Consider the following 15,367-nt stretch of genomic DNA (forward strand, 5'->3'; position numbering starts at 1 on the left):
TTGTATCTCTTAGGTCGTGGGGGGGGGGGCGCCCCCCCCGGCGGGGGGGGGGGGCACTTCCATCATATTGACCACGACTATCCTGGCGCTCAGTCGAGCTTGACCCACTGATCGACCGGCATCACTTCCGGCGCCTGCGCATAGGCGCGGGTCCACATATCGACGACCCACTGGGCACCGGTGGCGCGTTCGACCAGCACTGCGGTGTTGTGAGGGGTCTGCAGCACCAGCACGTTGCCGCGATACTTCGGATCGCCGACGCTGTGGTACTTCAGCAGCCCCCATTCCTGCATCACCAGCAGTAGGCTAGTGGTGTTGCGCGTGGTGTCCCAGCAATCGTAATTGTGCTTGTCGTCGAAATAACGGAAATCGGCGCGGGCGATGCGCTTGTCGGTGCCGAGCACCGGACCGAGCCTGCGATCGAGCCACACCACCGCGGTCTGCACCGCCTTTCGTTCCGCCGCAGCGGAGGCCTTGCCCGCGGCCATGATCCGCGCCAGCGCCGCGCGATCGCCGGCGCCGAACGCGAGTTCGTGACGGCGGCGGCAGACGAAGCCGTAGCAGACCGTCATGCCGGACGCTGTCGGCGGATTGATCGAAACCGACGTGTAAAGCTGCGCGACCTGCGGGCTGAGCTGACCGGCGGAGGCCGGCACAAGCATCTCACCGATCGCGATCAACGCGGCCATCGCCGCGACAAGGCCGCGCTTCGCGTTCCAACCGAACTTTCCTGCCCGCATGCCCGCTCTTGCCCTGTCGAAAACCGGCCGAACGCTAGCGTGGCGGGCGCGCGGTGCCAATATGGGAGTGAGGCGCCGCCCGATTTGCTGCACAGGCTGATGCGGGCCGCACACACCTGCCTCGTCAAGGACCGCCATGCCGCCCGAAATGCCGATCCCCTCCTTCACGGCGCCCTACGCGCCGGACGATGCGGAGCTTGCAGCTGGGCTGCTGCGCGCGATCCCGCCGGAGGCCGCAGGCGCGGCCCGGATCGACGCCACCGCGACGGCGCTGATCACCGCGATCCGTGCCGGCGACCGGCTCGGCAGCGTCGAGGCGATGCTGCGCGAATACGCGCTGTCGACCAAGGAGGGCCTGGCGCTGATGGTGCTGGCCGAGGCACTGCTGCGGATCCCCGACGCCGCCACGGCCGACGCCTTCATCGAGGACAAGCTCGGCCAGGGTGATTTCGCGCATCACCGCGTCCAGTCGGACGCGCTGCTGGTCAATGCTTCCGCATGGGCGCTCGGCCTCTCGGCGCGGGTCGTGCAGACCGGCGAAACGCCGCAAGGCACGCTCGCCGGCCTTGCCAAGCGGATCGGCGCGCCGGCGGTGCGCGCGGCAACGCGGCAGGCGATGCGGCTGATCGGCAATCACTTCGTACTCGGCGAGACCATCGAGGCGGCAATCGGCCGTGCGCAGGCGCATGAAAGCGACGGCGTGCGCTACTCCTACGATATGCTCGGCGAAGGCGCGCGCTCCGCTGAGGATGCGGCCCGCTACTTCGACTCCTACGCCCACGCCATCGCGGCGATCGGGCGCGCGGCCGGCGACGCGGCGCTGCCGGTGCGGCCGGGAATCTCGGTGAAGCTGTCGGCCCTGCATCCGCGCTTCGAGGCGGTCAGCCGCGACCGGGTGATGCGCGAACTACCTGCCCGCCTGATCGACCTGGCCCGCCAGGCGAAGTCCCACGACCTCGCTTTCACCGTGGATGCCGAAGAGGCCGACCGGCTCGAACTGTCGCTCGATGTGTTCGCCGCCTGCCTGGCCGATCCATCGCTCGCCGGCTGGGACGGCTACGGCCTCGCCGTGCAGGCCTATCAGAAGCGCGCGGCGGTAGTGATCGACCACGTCGCCGATCTGGCGGACCGCTTCGACCGACGGCTGATGCTGCGGCTGGTCAAGGGCGCCTATTGGGACACCGAGATCAAGCGCGCGCAGGAGCGCGGGCTCGACGACTATCCGGTGTTCACCCGCAAGGCGATGACCGATCTCAACTACGTGCATTGTTCGCAGAGGCTGCTGGCGCTGCGGCCGCGGATCTTTCCGCAATTCGCCAGCCACAACGCCCTGACGGTCGCGACCGTGCTGGAGCTCGCCGGCAACGCCGACGGCTATGAATTCCAGCGGCTGCACGGCATGGGCGAAGCGCTGTATGCGCGGCTACTCGCCGATCACCCCGGCCTGGCCTGCCGGATCTACGCGCCGGTCGGCGGCCATCGCGACCTGCTGGCCTATCTGGTGCGGCGGCTGCTGGAGAACGGCGCCAACTCGTCCTTCGTGGCGCAAGCCGGCGACGATCGGGTCGACATCGCCGAGCTGTTGCGGCGCCCGGACGCGATCATCGGCACACCGGGGCAGGCGCGGAGCGAGCAGATCGCGATGCCGCGCGATCTGTATCGGCCGCTGCGCAGCAACTCGCGCGGCGTCGAGTTCGGTGACCGGGCGGCGTTGCAGACGCTGTGCGGCGAGATCGACGCGGCGCGGCGGCCGCTGCCCGCGCTGTCACCGGCCATACCGCAGCAGGTCGCCGGGGCGATCGCCGCAGCCCGTGACGGGTTTGAAAGCTGGAGCAGCACGCCCGCCGAGATCCGCGCGGCCGTGCTGGAGCGCGCCGGCGACCTCCTGGAGCAGCGGCGTGCCAGCTTCATCGCGCTGCTGCAGGATGAAGGCGGCAAGACGCTGGATGATTGCGTCGCGGAAGTCCGCGAGGCGATCGATTACTGCCGCTACTATGCGGCGGAGGGCCGTCGCCTGTTCGCCGATGGCGTCGTGCTGCCCGGCCCCACCGGCGAGACCAATACGCTACGGCTGCGCGGCCGCGGCGTGTTCGTGGCGATCAGTCCGTGGAATTTTCCGCTGGCGATCTTCCTCGGCCAGGTGACGGCGGCACTGATGGCCGGCAATGCCGTGGTGGCCAAGCCGGCGGAGCAGACGCCGGCGATCGCGAAGGCCGCCGTGCAGCTGCTGCACGACGCCGGTGTGCCGCGCGAGGCGTTGCATCTCGTCCAGGGCGACGGCGCGGTCGGCGCGGCGCTGGTCGCGCATCCGGGCATCGCCGGCGTGGTGTTCACCGGTTCGACCGAGGCGGCGCGCGCGATCAACCGCGCGCTCGCCGCAAAGGATGGACCGATCGTGCCGCTGATCGCCGAGACTGGCGGCATCAACACGATGATCGTCGACGCCACCGCGCTGCCCGAGCAGGTCGCCGACGACGTCGTCGCGTCGGCGTTCCGCTCAGCCGGCCAGCGCTGCTCGGCGCTGCGGCTGCTGTTCGTACAGGACGACGTCGCCGACCGGATGATCGCGCTGATCGCCGGCAGCGCACGCGAACTCTCCCTCGGCGATCCGCGCGACGCAGCCACGCAGATCGGCCCGGTGATCGACGCCGCCGCGAAGGCCAAGCTCGATGCGCACATCGCGAAGATGAAGGGCAGCGCGCGGCTGCATTTCGCCGGGCAGGCCCCGAACGACGGCTGCTATGTGGCGCCGCACATCTTTGAGCTCCGCAGCGCCGCGGAACTGACGGAGGAGGTGTTCGGCCCGATCCTCCACGTCGTGCGCTATCGCGCTTCGGAACTCGGCACCGTGCTCGACGCCATCGCGGCGAGCGGCTACGCGCTGACGCTCGGCGTGCAATCGCGGATCGATGACACTGTGGCGCGTATCGCCGCACGGCTGCCGACCGGCAACATCTACGTCAACCGCAACATGATCGGCGCGGTGGTCGGCGTGCAGCCGTTCGGCGGCTCCGGCCTGTCGGGGACCGGGCCGAAAGCCGGCGGCCCGCATTATCTGCCGCGGTTCGCGCTGGAACAGACGGTGTCGATCAACACCGCGGCCGCGGGCGGCAATGCCGCGCTGCTGGCGGGCGAGGCGTAGAGCCGTCATTCCGACGCGGACTCGCATGGTTGGGGATGACGTCCATGCGGGGTGGAATGTTGCATCACGCGGCGAAGCCGGGTCATATGCCAAGGCACGTCCGACGCGTTGCGGCGCGAATTCCGGGCGACGAAAACCAAGAAACTCTGGGAGCTACGCAGCATGGATGACGGCATCTTCAAGGGACTCAAGGTGCTCGACTGCGCCAGTTTCATTGCGGCGCCCGCGGCTGCGACCGTGCTGTCCGATTTCGGTGCCGACGTCATCAAGATCGAACCGCCGGGAGCCGGCGATCCCTATCGCAATCTGCCGAACCTGCCGGGCTATCCGCGCAGCGAGCACAACTACGCGTGGATGCTGGAGGCGCGCAACAAGCGGAGCCTCGCACTCGACCTCGCCAAGCCCGAGGGCAAGGAGGTGCTGCGCAGGCTGGTCGCCGAGGCCGACGTGTTCATCACCAACTTCCCGCCGCCGGTGCGTGCACGGCTCGGCATCACCTATGCGGATCTGGCGCCGCTCAACGAGCGGCTGATCTATGCGAGCTTCACCGGCTATGGCGAGCGCGGCGAGGAAGCCGACAAGCCGGGCTTCGACAGCAATGCCTGGTGGGCGCGCTCCGGCCTGATGGATCTGGTTCGTGCCGACGAAGACTCGACGCCGGCGCGCTCGGTCGCCGGGATGGGCGATCATCCCTGCGCGATGGCGCTGTACGGCGCGATCGTCACCGCGCTGTACAAGCGCGAGCGCAGCGGCAAGGGCAGCGAGGTGAAGTCCAATCTGATGGCCAACGGCATCTGGTCGTCCAGCGTGCTGGCGCAGGCCAAGCTGGTCGGCGCCGAATTTCAGGAGCGGCGGCCGCGCGAGCGCGCGCTCAACGCGGTGGCCAATCACTATCGCTGCCGCGACGGCCGCTGGCTGATCCTGTCGCTGCTCAACGAAGAGAAGCAATGGCCGGCGCTGACGCGCTGCCTCGGCCGTGAAGATCTCACCGACGATCCGCGCTTCGCCACCAAGCCCGACCGGCATGCCCGCTCGATCGAACTGATCGCGATCTTCGACGAGATCTTCGCGACGCGCGACCTCGCCGACTGGCGCAAAGCGCTCGACGGCAACGGCCTGGTGTTCGGCGTCGTCGGCATTCTCGACGACATTCCAGGCGACCGGCAGATGATCGAGAACGAAGTGCTGGTGCCGTTCGAAAACACCACGATGTTGACCGTCAACAGCCCGATCTGGGTCGAAGGCAGCGCCAAGACCCGGCCGCGGCTGCCGCCGGCTCTCGGCGAGCATAGCGACGAGGTGCTGCGCAGCGCCGGCTACGACGACACGGCCATCAAGGCGCTCCGCGCGTCCGGCGCCATCGGATAATCAGCGGAAGAACATCCAGCCGAACACGGCGAGCGCGATCACGATGGTGATGGCGATCGCAAAGGTGGAAATCCGGACGGAGCTCGCGGTCTGCCGCGCACTCTCGTTGTCGGCCATCTCGCGATTGATCTGCTTGGTGTTTGGATCGGTCACTGCCGCCTCCCTCGATCAAGCCGAACACGCAGTCAGCGCGGCGCGACGATGCACATGCCGATCGGAAATGCGGTGGTGCCGCCGGCCGGCTGACAGCTCAACCCCGCCGCGCAGGTCCAGTTCCGAAAGCTCGGATCGACGCCGCCGCCCGCGCCGGGCAGACCGCAGGCGGCGCCCCAGCCGTTGCGCGGTTCATCGTCGTTCACGGCCGAGCCATGCAGCTCCGGCCGATCGGTGAAGCCGCGCGTGTAGTCGGGCGCACGCCCCTCCGCCACCGCGGCCGCAATGGCGCGGCGGCGCTGCTGATCAGCGACGAAATGCGGCGACCCCGGCGCGGCGATGCGGCGCGTGGGCTCGGCGGTCCAATCGACACCGGGGACATGAAAGCCGCCGATGCCGAGGGTCTGGTGACAGCCCGAACAGGTGATGTCGTTGAGCCGCCGCTCGAAACCCGCCGGCGACCGGATGGCCTGAAATGCCACGCCGCGCTCGGCGGCGCGTTGCAGCGCCGCGACGATGTCGGCGTCGCTGATCAATGGATCGGCGGTGGCCGGGCCCGCAAGTCCCGCGGCCGGTCGCTCGGGTGCATGCGAGAAGGCTGTCGGTGTCGCGGCGATCGCGCGGCGCGCCAGATAGGTCTCCGGGATGATCAGCGTGCCGCGATCGAACGCGGCGAGTTGGTCCGGCTGCAGCAGCCAGTGCTTGAACGCCTGCCCCAGTTCGCGATCGGCGATCAAACGGTCGCGGTCGATCTGGTTCTCCATCGCGGCGACCTGATAGCGGCCGCTCGCACGATCGAACCGGAAGACTTGGAGCAGATAGTCCGCGCGAAACTCGCCGGCGGCCGCGTCGCCCGCGGTCGCGATCTGCAGATTGAGTTCGAGCCGATCGATCGAGTCGGGACCGAGCGGTGCGAGCGGGCCATCCGCCGCCATCAGGCGGCGCGCGCGGTCGGCGCCGGTCTGTGGCCATGCCGCCGCCGCAAGCCAGCGCCGCGCCACCTCGCGGCAGCTGAGCGCGCCGTCCGCGCCGCGGGCACGTAGCACCAGGTTCAGCGTCATCGGCAGCCGCTGGGCGGTGCCGTCGATCTCGTGGATCGGCCGATAGATCAGCCGGACCTCGCCGCAGCCATCGGCCGCCACAAAGCCGCGATCGATCCGGGCGACCACGCCGGCGAGCACGAAGCGCGTGGTCTGTGCTTCGAGCTTGTCGCGATCGACCAGCTTCCAGCGCGCGGCCGTCGGCGCCTCGCGGTAGCGCTGGAATTCATCGTCCAGCGCCGTGCGAAGGCCGCTCAGGACCGGCAGCGCGAACAAACGATCGTTGCTGATCGATCCGGCCGACGACGGATCGAGCGTCTGCCGCAGGCCGAAGCCGGGATGCGGCGCGGTCGCGTCGTGCTGCTCGCGTATGTCGAGTTCGCGCAGCGCCAACGCATCGGTCACCGCCAGGACGGGCGACGCAGCGTCGGCCGCCGCCGCGGGGAGCGGGACGAGACACCCGATCATCAGCATCATAGCCAACAGGCGTCGCACGTGCGCGCTCCCGAACCGGCGCGCGATCCTCCCCGGCGCCGCGACGGCAGCCTAAAGCAAAAGGGCGCGGCGTGTCTGCCACGCCGCGCCCTCGCAAAGACTTCGTGATGATCAGCGCGCGACGATCAGGCCGCGGCTCGTCACCACCACCCAGCGCCCGTCCTGTCGCCGGATCGCGTCGACCCGGCCGAGACCCGGCAGCGGGTCGCCGGCATAGACCTCGAAGGTGCCCTCGCGTCCAACCACCACAGCACCACCGTCATAGACGTCGCGTAGCACCCAGCCGTCGATGGTCGGCAGCCGGTTGACCTCGGTGGGCTTCTGGGCGGGCTTCGGCGACACAGAGCCGGTGACATCCTGAGCCGCCGAAGCGACCTGCGTCGGTGCTGGCGCAGGCGCCGGCTTCTCGGCCTGCGCTGTCCGCAGCTTTTCGACCGTCTCGGTCAGCTTGGCGATCTTCTGCGTCGGCTCGGCCTGGGCCTTCTCGATCTTCTCGAGCCGATCCGTTGCCTTGCCGATCTGCGCGCTGGTGGCCTTGGCGGCCTGATCGACGCTGGCCTTCAGTGCGGCGACTTCGGTCTGCAGCTTGGCGACCTGCGCGTCCAGCGCCTGAGCCTGAGTCTGCGCTTTTGTCGCTGTCTCGGTGCTGCCGGATTGGAACAGGTTGGCGTTGGTCAATGCGCCACCGGCGGCACCCGCGAACGCCGCCAGCACCACCGCGACGGCGATCAGCGCCAGCTGACGCTTGTTGTGCGACCGGCCGGCGTCGGCCGGCTCCTCCGGCGCTTCGACTTCGATCTCGTCGTCCCAGTTACGGTACCAATTCTCCTGGCGCGGCGGCGCCATGATGGTGACCTTGCCGAGGCGATCGGCGTCTCGGGCCGTCGCGGCCTTGTCCTTGATCCGCTCGACCTGATTGCCAGGCGCGGCGGGCTGCTCAGTCGACTCGTCAGATGGCTCGGCGCCGCCCGCGTGGGCAGCGGCATTGTCATCGCCCGCGGCCGACGCGGACGATGCAATGCCGGCGCCAGCCTGCTCTTCGCTGTTGGGCTCTTTGCGCTGTTCGTCCACGTCAAATCCTCCTTGTCCGCTTGACCATTCGGTAACTTTGATTACTTGCGAATTCGTTACTACCCCCGGTGCTTACCAAAATTTTAGGAATCACCGCTGCGGGCAGCAGGGACCGTCTCGCCGGCTTTGCGCCGAGCGCCGTCCCGGGTTAGGACAGATGCTGATCAAGGCGCGCCAAGTCGCCGATGCAGGGAGACGACCATGAAGCTGTACGATTCGATCGGACCCAATCCTCGCCTGGTGCGCATGTTCATCGCCGAGAAGGGCCTGACGATCCCGACCCAGACCATCGACATCCGCTCCGGTGAGAACCGCAAGCCCGAGCATCTGGCGCGCAATCCGCACGGGCAGACACCGACCTTGGAACTCGACGATGGCAGCTTTTTGTCGGAGATCACCGCGATCTGCGAATATCTCGAAGAGAAGCATCCGACGCCGCCGCTGATCGGCAGCACTGCCGAAGAACGCGCAGAATGTCGCATGTGGACGCGGCGCATCGATCTGACGATCTGCGAGCCGCTGGCCAACGGCTTCCGCTTCAGCGAGGGGCTCAGGATGTTCAAGGATCGCGTACCGTGCTTCCCCGACGCCGCGCCCGGGCTGAAGCAGATGGCCGCGCATCGGCTTCAATGGATGAACGAGCAGATGCAGGGCAAGGAATTCGTCTGCGGGTCGCGCTTTACGATGGCCGATCTGTTTCTCTATGGCTGGATCGATTTCGGCGCGCAGGTCGGCCAGCCGCTCGCCCCGGGCAACACCGTGCTGGTCGACTGGCACAAGCGGATCGCGGCGCGGCCCTCGGCAAAGGCCTGACCTTCGCGACTCTTGATGCGGCGCTTCGGCGCAAGCGGATGGACCGGCTCAGGCGCCGGGCCACACCAATGACCGATGGGAGATTGGCGCCGGCCCACGCGCCGTCTCCGACCGCTAGCGACAGCGAATGCGGCACCCGCGCCGCGTCGCCGCAGGCAAACGCCCCCGGCACGGTGGTCTGTTTCGCATCGTCGGTTTTGATCTGCGCTCCGAACGGCGTGTCGTGGAGCGCGCAGCCCATCAACTCCGCGATCGGGCTGGCCGGCATGTTCCGCGATGCCGTGAAGATGCCGGCGAACGGAAGCTTGCGGCCGTCACTGAGGACGACGTCGGCGTGGCCTTCAATCCGTGCGATCGGGGCGGGCTCGATCACGACGCCGCGGCCTTCGAGATCGGCGCGGGATGCGTCGTCGATCGTGACCGCCTGATTGGTGAACAACGTGACCTCGCCCCATTCGGGCAGCAGCTGCGCCTGGTGCAGCGACATCGGGCCGATCGCGATCACGGCGATGCGGCCGTTATCGAGTTCGTAGCCATGGCAGTACGGACACAGAAAGACGCTGACACCCCAGCGGTCCTGCAAGCCCTCGATGTCCGGCAACGTGTCCGAGACCCCGGTCGCGAACAGCAGTCGGCGTCCGCGATGCTGAGCACCCTGCTGCTGCATCACGACGAAGTCGTCCTTCTGTCCGGATGCGGTTTCGGCCAGGCCGTCGATCCAGGTCAGCGTCGGATAAGTCTCGAGCTGCCGCCGCGCGGCTGCGGCGATGTCGGCTGGGTCGGCGCCGTCCTGCCCGAGGAAGCCGTACGAGTGCGCGGCGAACCGGTTTCGGCGCTGACCGGCATCGATCACCAATACGCTGCGGCGAGCGCGAAGCAACTGAAGCGCAGCCGCCATACCTGAATAGCTGCCGCCGATCACAATGACGTCGTGCTGCATGTCTTTTCCTCTAGCTGCGGGCGCGATGCGCCGCGTGGCGTCGGTTGAAGTCGGCCGACAGCTTGGCCAGCGTCACTTTGGCGAAACGTTCGAGCAGCAGCGCCTCCGCATCGGCGAAGGCGCCATCGAGCGCTGCATTCACCGCCTGCTCGACCAAACAGCCGGGCGTCTCGTTGCGATTGCCGATCGCGAAGATGGCCGGCTCGCCGAGGGCTGCGTGCAGATCGCGCAAGGTGACCTTCGCGAGGTCGGCGGTGATCGTCCAACCGCCCGACGGCCCCCGCTCCGACGAGACGAGCCCTGCGTCGCGCAGCAATCCCATCGTCCGCCGCACCACCACCGGGTTCGTGCACATGCAGGCGGCCAGTTGCTCGGACGTCATCGGCTCCTTGTGCTCAGCCATGTGCAAAAGGGCGTGGAGGACCGATGACAGGCGGCTGTCTCTTTTCATGTAACTTCAATTATTACGATTTAACCCGAGACGCAAGGCCTTCGCTGACAGCCTCGTTCCAGCGCGCTGGCATGCCACTTGCTTCGTGGACTACTCACCCATCTGCCGATCAGCCCCAGGCGAGTTCGCTCATGCTCGGTATCCCACGCAGGTACAGCCACTTCATCTATGCGGTGCTGCAGTCTGGTATCACCACGTCGGTCGCCTCGATGATCGCCAGCGTACCATTCGTGAGCGATCAGACTTTCCTGGAGCATTGGTTCGGCGCGTGGGCCGCGTCGTGGGCGGTGATGCTGCCCGTCGTGCTGTTCGCCGCCCCACTGCTGCGGCGCCTGACGCTGGTGCTGACGACGGAAGACTGACGGCCGCCGCGTCACACGACTACAGGCGCGTCGGACAATTCGTTGGTGCCGGAGCCGTCGTTGGGGAAATGCGTCGCCAGATGCGCGGTGATCAGTTCGATGCCGCGCAGCACGCCGGCTTCGAAGCGGCCTTCGCGGAAGGCGCTCTCCATCTCGCGGCAGATGCTCTCCCAGCTGTCATCGCCGACCCGGACATGAATGCCGCGGTCGGCGATGATCTCGACGTCGCGGTCGGCGAGCAGCAGATAGATCAGCACGCCGTTGTTTTGCTCGGTATCCCAGATACGCAGTTGCGAGAAAATGTCGAGCGCACGCTCGCGCGCCGGCTGGTCGCGAAACAGCGGCGCGTTGTCGAGCGCGCCTTCGACCACGAAGCGGATCTGGCCGGCGTGCTGCGCCTCGCTGGCCTTGATGGCGCGTTCGATGGCGTCGAGCGACGTCGGCGGGAAGGCCCGCGCGACCTTGCCGCGGCTGCTGAAGAGATGCTTGCCGATGCGCCGGATGCCCATTCGCCCGCTCCCGCTCACCAACTGCCGGAGGCGCCGCCGCCTCCGAAACTGCCGCCCCCGCCGCTGAAGCCGCCGCTGCTCGATCCCCCGGACCACGACGAGCCGCTGCTGCCGCCCGACCAGGTGCCGCCGGAGAAACCGCCACCGCGCCGCCCGGAGGTCATCATCGGCCCGCCGAACAGGTCGATGAACAGCGCGAACAGGAAGGCCGCAAACCCGGCGACCAGCGCGATGTACCAGGCGAGGCCGAACACCAAAGCGACGCCGCCCACGACGACACCCGTGACGCCGGACGCCGCCGCGCGTCCCAGCGCGGCCTTCAGGAAACCGTTGATGATCAGTGTGCCGAACAGCAGCGGGATCGCCCAGCCGGAGATCTCATCGATCGATTCCGGCGCCGCCCATTCGTGCTGCGGTTCCGGCTTCGGCAGCGGCTCGCCATCGATCACGCTGATCATGCGGTCGACGCCGGCCTCGATGCCGCCTTCGAAATCGCCGCTCTTGAATTTCGGCGTGATGATCTCGTCGATGATGCGCTTGGCGGTGACGTCCGGCAGCGCGCCTTCGAGGCCGTAGCCGACCTCGATCCGCAGCTTGCGATCGTTCTTGGCGACCAGCAGGATGGCGCCGTCATCGACCTTCTTGCGGCCGATCTTCCAGGCTTCGGCGACGCGGATGGAGAACTGCTCGATCGCCTCGGGTTGCGTCGTCGGCACGATCAGCACCGCGATCTGGCTGCCCTTGCGGTCCTCGAACGCCTTCAGCTTCTGATCCAGCCGCGCAATCGCGTCGCTAGACAGCGTGCCGGTCTGGTCGACGACGCGGCCGCTGAGCTGCGGCACCGCGACGTCGGCGCGCGCGAATGGCGCGGATGCCGCCATGACGAAGCACAGCAGCAACGCGACAACGGAGGCTCGCACGGCGCTCATCGCCGCAGTCCCGCTTACTTCGCCGGAGCCGGCGCTGGCGTCGGATTGAAGTCGACCTTGGGCGCGGTCGAGATGTCCTTCTCATTTTCGACCGTGAAGTTCGGCTTCTCCTTGTAGCCAAACATCATCGCGGTGAAGTTGGTCGGCACCGATCGCACCGTAACGTTATAGGCCTGCACCGCCTTGATGTAGCGATTGCGCGCCACCGTGATGCGGTTCTCGGTACCCTCGAGCTGCGCCATCAAATTAGTAAACAGCGCGTCGGATTTGAGCTGCGGATAGTTTTCGGTGACGACCAGCAGCCGCGACAGCGCACTGGACAGCTCGCCCTGGGCCTGCTGGAACTTCTGGAAGGCGGCCGGATCGTTTAGCACCTCCGGCGTCGCCTGCACGCTGCCGACCTTGGCGCGGGCATTGGTGACGCCGAGCAGCACGTCCTTCTCTTGCTGCGCGAAGCCCTTCACCGAATTGACCAGATTGGGAACCAGGTCGGCGCGGCGCTGATACTGGTTCACCACCTCCGACCAGGTCGACTTCACCTCTTGGTCTTCGCTCTGGATAGTGTTGTAGCCGCAATTGGTCAGGCTGAGCGTAGCGAGCGCCGCCAGCACCGTCAGGAACTTCCGCATCGATCTCTCCCCCACGCGAACCCGCGCAGCATAGCATGCGCGGCGCAATTATTTGTCGGTCGTTGGACGGATATGGTTCTCAAGCGGTTCAGAACGAAGCCATGCTTTGGTCCGAATACCGTCATGGCCGGACTTGTTCCGGCCGTCCACGCTGTGCCACGCGAAAAGACGTGGATGCCCGCGACAAGCGCGGGCATGACGTGGTGCGGTGGTGCTATCAGGCTGCCTGCGCAGCCTTCGCGTCCTGGATCGCCCGCCAGACCTTTTCCGGGGTCAGCGGCGTATTCAGCGAGGTGACGCCCAGCGGGGCGAGCGCGTCGAGCACGCCGCTGACGATGCAGGGCGGGCCGCCGATCGCGCCGGATTCGCCGCAGCCCTTGGCGCCGAGCGGGTTGGTCCGGCACGGCGCCGAGGGATCGAGCGTGACGTTGATCGGCGGCAGATTGTCGGCGCGCGGGATGCAGTAGTCCTGATAGCTCGCCGTCAGCAGTTGGCCATCGGGATTATAGGCCGCGCTTTCATACAGCGCCTGGCCGACGCCCTGCGCGACGCCGCCGTGGATCTGGCCGGCGACCAGCATCGGGTTCACCGCGTTGCCGACGTCGTCGACGGTGGTGTAGCGCACGACGCGCGACACGCCGGTATCCGGATCGATCTCGATTTCGCAGATATGGGCGCCGTTCGGCCAGCTCGGACCGTCGACCTCACCGGTGGTGTCGACGCTGAGCCGGGCGCCCTTCTCCTTGGCGGCGATCTCGAACAGGCTGATCTTGCGGTCGGTGCCGGCGATCGTCAGCGTTCCGCCCGCATACTCGATATCCTCGATCGAGGCTTCGAGGATGTTGGCGGCCTTCTCGCGTGCCTTGGCGATCATATCGACGGTCGACACCGCAACCGCGGTACCGCCGACGAACAGCGAGCGCGAGCCGACGCTGCCGAAGCCCTGCGCCAGATCGGTGTTGCCCTGCACGATGTCGATTTGCTCGATCGGGATATCGAGTGCCTGCGCGATCATCTGGCTGTAGGTGGTCTCCAGCCCCTGCCCCATCGCCTGCGTGCCCGAATGCAACACGATGCGGCCTTCGGCGGTGGCGTGCAGCTTGACGTTCTCGGTGTGGGCGCGGCCACCGGTCCACTCGATATAGCTGGTGACGCCGCGGCCGTAGAGCAGGCCCTTCTTCTGCGCTTCCTTCTTGCGCGCCTTGAATCCGTCCCAGTCGGACAACTCGGCGGCGCGCTCCATCATGTGGGCGAAGGCGCCGGAATCGTAAACCTGGCCCACCGCGTTGGTGTAGGGCAGCTGTGCCGGCTTGATGTAGTTGGCCTTGCGGATCGCGCGCGGATCCATCTTGAGCTGGCGTGCCGCCGCATCCATCAGCCGCTCGATGATATACACCGCCTCGGGGCGCCCGGCGCCGCGATAGGCACCGACCGGCGCGGTGTGGGTCATCACCGCCTTAATGTCGAAATGCACCAGCGGCAGGTCGTACACGCCGGTCTGCACGAACGGGCCGAGCACCAGCGGAATGATCACGCCGGCACCCGCGAGATAAGCACCGGTGCCGCCGATCGAGGTCACCCGATAGGCCAGCACCTTGCCCTTGGCGTCGAGCGCGATCGACGCGGTCGAGGTCAGGTCGCGGCCGTGGGTGCCGCCGACGAATTCGTCGGTGCGATCGCCGCGCCAGCGGATCTTCTTGCCTAGCTTCACCGCCGCATAGGCGACAAGTGCGTCCTCGGGGTAGACGCCGGTCTTCTGGCCGAAGCCGCCGCCAATGTCGCCGACCAGCACCTGGATCGATTCCTTCGGCCGCTTCAGGATCGCATCGGCGAGCGCGTCGCGGGTCTGGGCCGGGGTCTGCGACTGCACATGCAGGATCAGCCGGCCGGTCTTCTTCTCGATTTCTGCGATGGTGGAGCGCGGCTCCATCGCCGAGGGGATCAGACGCTGGCTGACGATGTCGAGCGCCACGGTGTGGGCTGCGTTGGCGAACGCCTCGTCGACCTTGGCGGCGTCGCCATAGCTCATCGCCGCGACGATGTTGTCGGGCGCCGTGTCGTACACCACCGGCGCGCCCGGCTGGATCGCCGCGGTCGGATCGGTCACCGCCGGCAGTTCGTCATAATCGACCATGATGGCTTCGGCCGCCGCCTGGGCGGCGTCGCGCGATGTCGCCACCACGGCGGCGACGGGCTCGCCGACGAAGCGGACCTTCTCATGCGCCAGCAGCCGGCGCGGCGGCAGCGCCATAGGCGAGCCGTCCGGGCGCTTGAAGATCGGCAGCGTCGGGATCGTGCCGACATCGTCGGCAACGAGGTCGGCGCCGGTCAGCACCGCCTCCACTCCCGGCATGCCCCGCGCCGCCTCGACGTCGATCGAGACAAGCTTTGCGTGGGCATGCGACGACCGCATGATCACCAGCCACAGCGCGCCGTCGGCGGGCTTGTCGTCGAGATAGCCGCCGTGCCCGGTGACCAGACGCTGATCCTCGAGACGCTTGACGGGCTGGCCCGCGCCGAACCGCATGGAGCCGGGAAGAATGTTCATGCCGCTTCCTTTTGTTGCTTGCTTGAGGGGGTTTTAGCGGAGAAGGCAGCGGTACGCCAAGAGGGGCACGGGATGCCACGAGCAGAGCGCCCAACCTCCCCTCCCCCGGGGGGGGGGGGGGGGGGGGGGGGGGGGGCGCCCGGGGGGGGGGGGGGGGGGGGGGGGGGGGGGGGGGGG

Annotated in this window: 13 protein-coding genes and 1 pseudogene; 4 read left to right on the forward strand and 10 right to left on the reverse strand. The window is 67.7% G+C overall.

The genetic code is table 11. The features are described from left to right. Positions 1-89: 89 nt before the first annotated feature. Positions 90-740, reverse strand: coding sequence for a hypothetical protein (locus tag LPW26_RS24715; RefSeq protein WP_238738416.1), 651 nt, complete (start codon positions 738-740; stop codon positions 90-92). 136 nt (positions 741-876) lie between these two features. Here LPW26_RS24715 and putA point away from each other — a divergent pair, with 136 nt between their 5' ends. Then, positions 877-3,882, forward strand: coding sequence for a bifunctional proline dehydrogenase/L-glutamate gamma-semialdehyde dehydrogenase PutA (putA, locus tag LPW26_RS24720; RefSeq protein WP_238738417.1), 3,006 nt, complete (start codon positions 877-879; stop codon positions 3,880-3,882). Between the two features lie 162 nt (positions 3,883-4,044). After that, positions 4,045-5,250 (forward strand): CaiB/BaiF CoA transferase family protein, encoded by a 1,206-nt coding sequence (locus tag LPW26_RS24725; protein WP_238738418.1) that lies wholly within the window; start codon positions 4,045-4,047, stop codon positions 5,248-5,250. On the opposite strand, the gene LPW26_RS24730 is transcribed toward LPW26_RS24725, so the two are convergent. The 3 genes from LPW26_RS24730 to LPW26_RS24740 form a co-directional block, all read right to left on the reverse strand. Continuing rightward, entirely contained in the window at positions 5,251-5,403 is a 153-nt protein-coding gene (locus tag LPW26_RS24730) for a hypothetical protein (RefSeq protein WP_238738419.1), read from the reverse strand. A gap of 32 nt (positions 5,404-5,435) precedes the next feature. Continuing rightward, on the reverse strand, positions 5,436-6,938 hold the full coding sequence (locus LPW26_RS24735) for a hypothetical protein (protein ID WP_238738420.1): 1,503 nt from the start codon (positions 6,936-6,938) through the stop codon (positions 5,436-5,438). Positions 6,939-7,049: 111 nt separating this feature from the next. Beyond that, positions 7,050-8,009 (reverse strand): hypothetical protein, encoded by a 960-nt coding sequence (locus LPW26_RS24740; RefSeq protein ID WP_238738421.1) that lies wholly within the window; start codon positions 8,007-8,009, stop codon positions 7,050-7,052. 201 nt (positions 8,010-8,210) lie between these two features. On the opposite strand from LPW26_RS24740, the gene LPW26_RS24745 reads away from it, so the two are divergent. After that, entirely contained in the window at positions 8,211-8,822 is a 612-nt protein-coding gene (locus LPW26_RS24745) for a glutathione S-transferase family protein (RefSeq protein WP_238738422.1), read from the forward strand. A gap of 48 nt (positions 8,823-8,870) precedes the next feature. Here the strand turns inward: LPW26_RS24745 and LPW26_RS24750 are convergent. Beyond that, positions 8,871-9,762, reverse strand: a pseudogene (locus LPW26_RS24750) (NAD(P)/FAD-dependent oxidoreductase). A gap of 10 nt (positions 9,763-9,772) precedes the next feature. Then, on the reverse strand, positions 9,773-10,213 hold the full coding sequence (locus LPW26_RS24755) for an RrF2 family transcriptional regulator (protein ID WP_238738423.1): 441 nt from the start codon (positions 10,211-10,213) through the stop codon (positions 9,773-9,775). Between the two features lie 131 nt (positions 10,214-10,344). Here LPW26_RS24755 and LPW26_RS24760 point away from each other — a divergent pair, with 131 nt between their 5' ends. Next, positions 10,345-10,575, forward strand: a complete 231-nt coding sequence (locus LPW26_RS24760) for a DUF2798 domain-containing protein (RefSeq protein WP_238738424.1) — start codon at positions 10,345-10,347, stop codon at positions 10,573-10,575. An 11-nt stretch (positions 10,576-10,586) separates the two neighbouring features. On the opposite strand, the gene LPW26_RS24765 is transcribed toward LPW26_RS24760, so the two are convergent. From LPW26_RS24765 to LPW26_RS24780, 4 genes are all read right to left on the reverse strand, one after another. Beyond that, on the reverse strand, positions 10,587-11,084 hold the full coding sequence (locus LPW26_RS24765; RefSeq protein WP_238738425.1) for a TPM domain-containing protein: 498 nt from the start codon (positions 11,082-11,084) through the stop codon (positions 10,587-10,589). Positions 11,085-11,098: 14 nt separating this feature from the next. Next, positions 11,099-12,013, reverse strand: a complete 915-nt coding sequence (locus tag LPW26_RS24770) for a TPM domain-containing protein (RefSeq protein ID WP_238738426.1) — start codon at positions 12,011-12,013, stop codon at positions 11,099-11,101. 14 nt (positions 12,014-12,027) lie between these two features. Continuing rightward, entirely contained in the window at positions 12,028-12,642 is a 615-nt protein-coding gene (locus LPW26_RS24775; protein WP_238738427.1) for a LemA family protein, read from the reverse strand. A gap of 217 nt (positions 12,643-12,859) precedes the next feature. After that, positions 12,860-15,190, reverse strand: a complete 2,331-nt coding sequence (locus LPW26_RS24780; protein ID WP_238738428.1) for a xanthine dehydrogenase family protein molybdopterin-binding subunit — start codon at positions 15,188-15,190, stop codon at positions 12,860-12,862. Between the last annotated feature and the right edge of the window lie 177 nt (positions 15,191-15,367).

This window comes from Rhodopseudomonas infernalis (assembly GCF_022271405.1).
GTDB classification, from domain to species: Bacteria; Pseudomonadota; Alphaproteobacteria; order Rhizobiales; family Xanthobacteraceae; genus Rhodopseudomonas; species Rhodopseudomonas infernalis.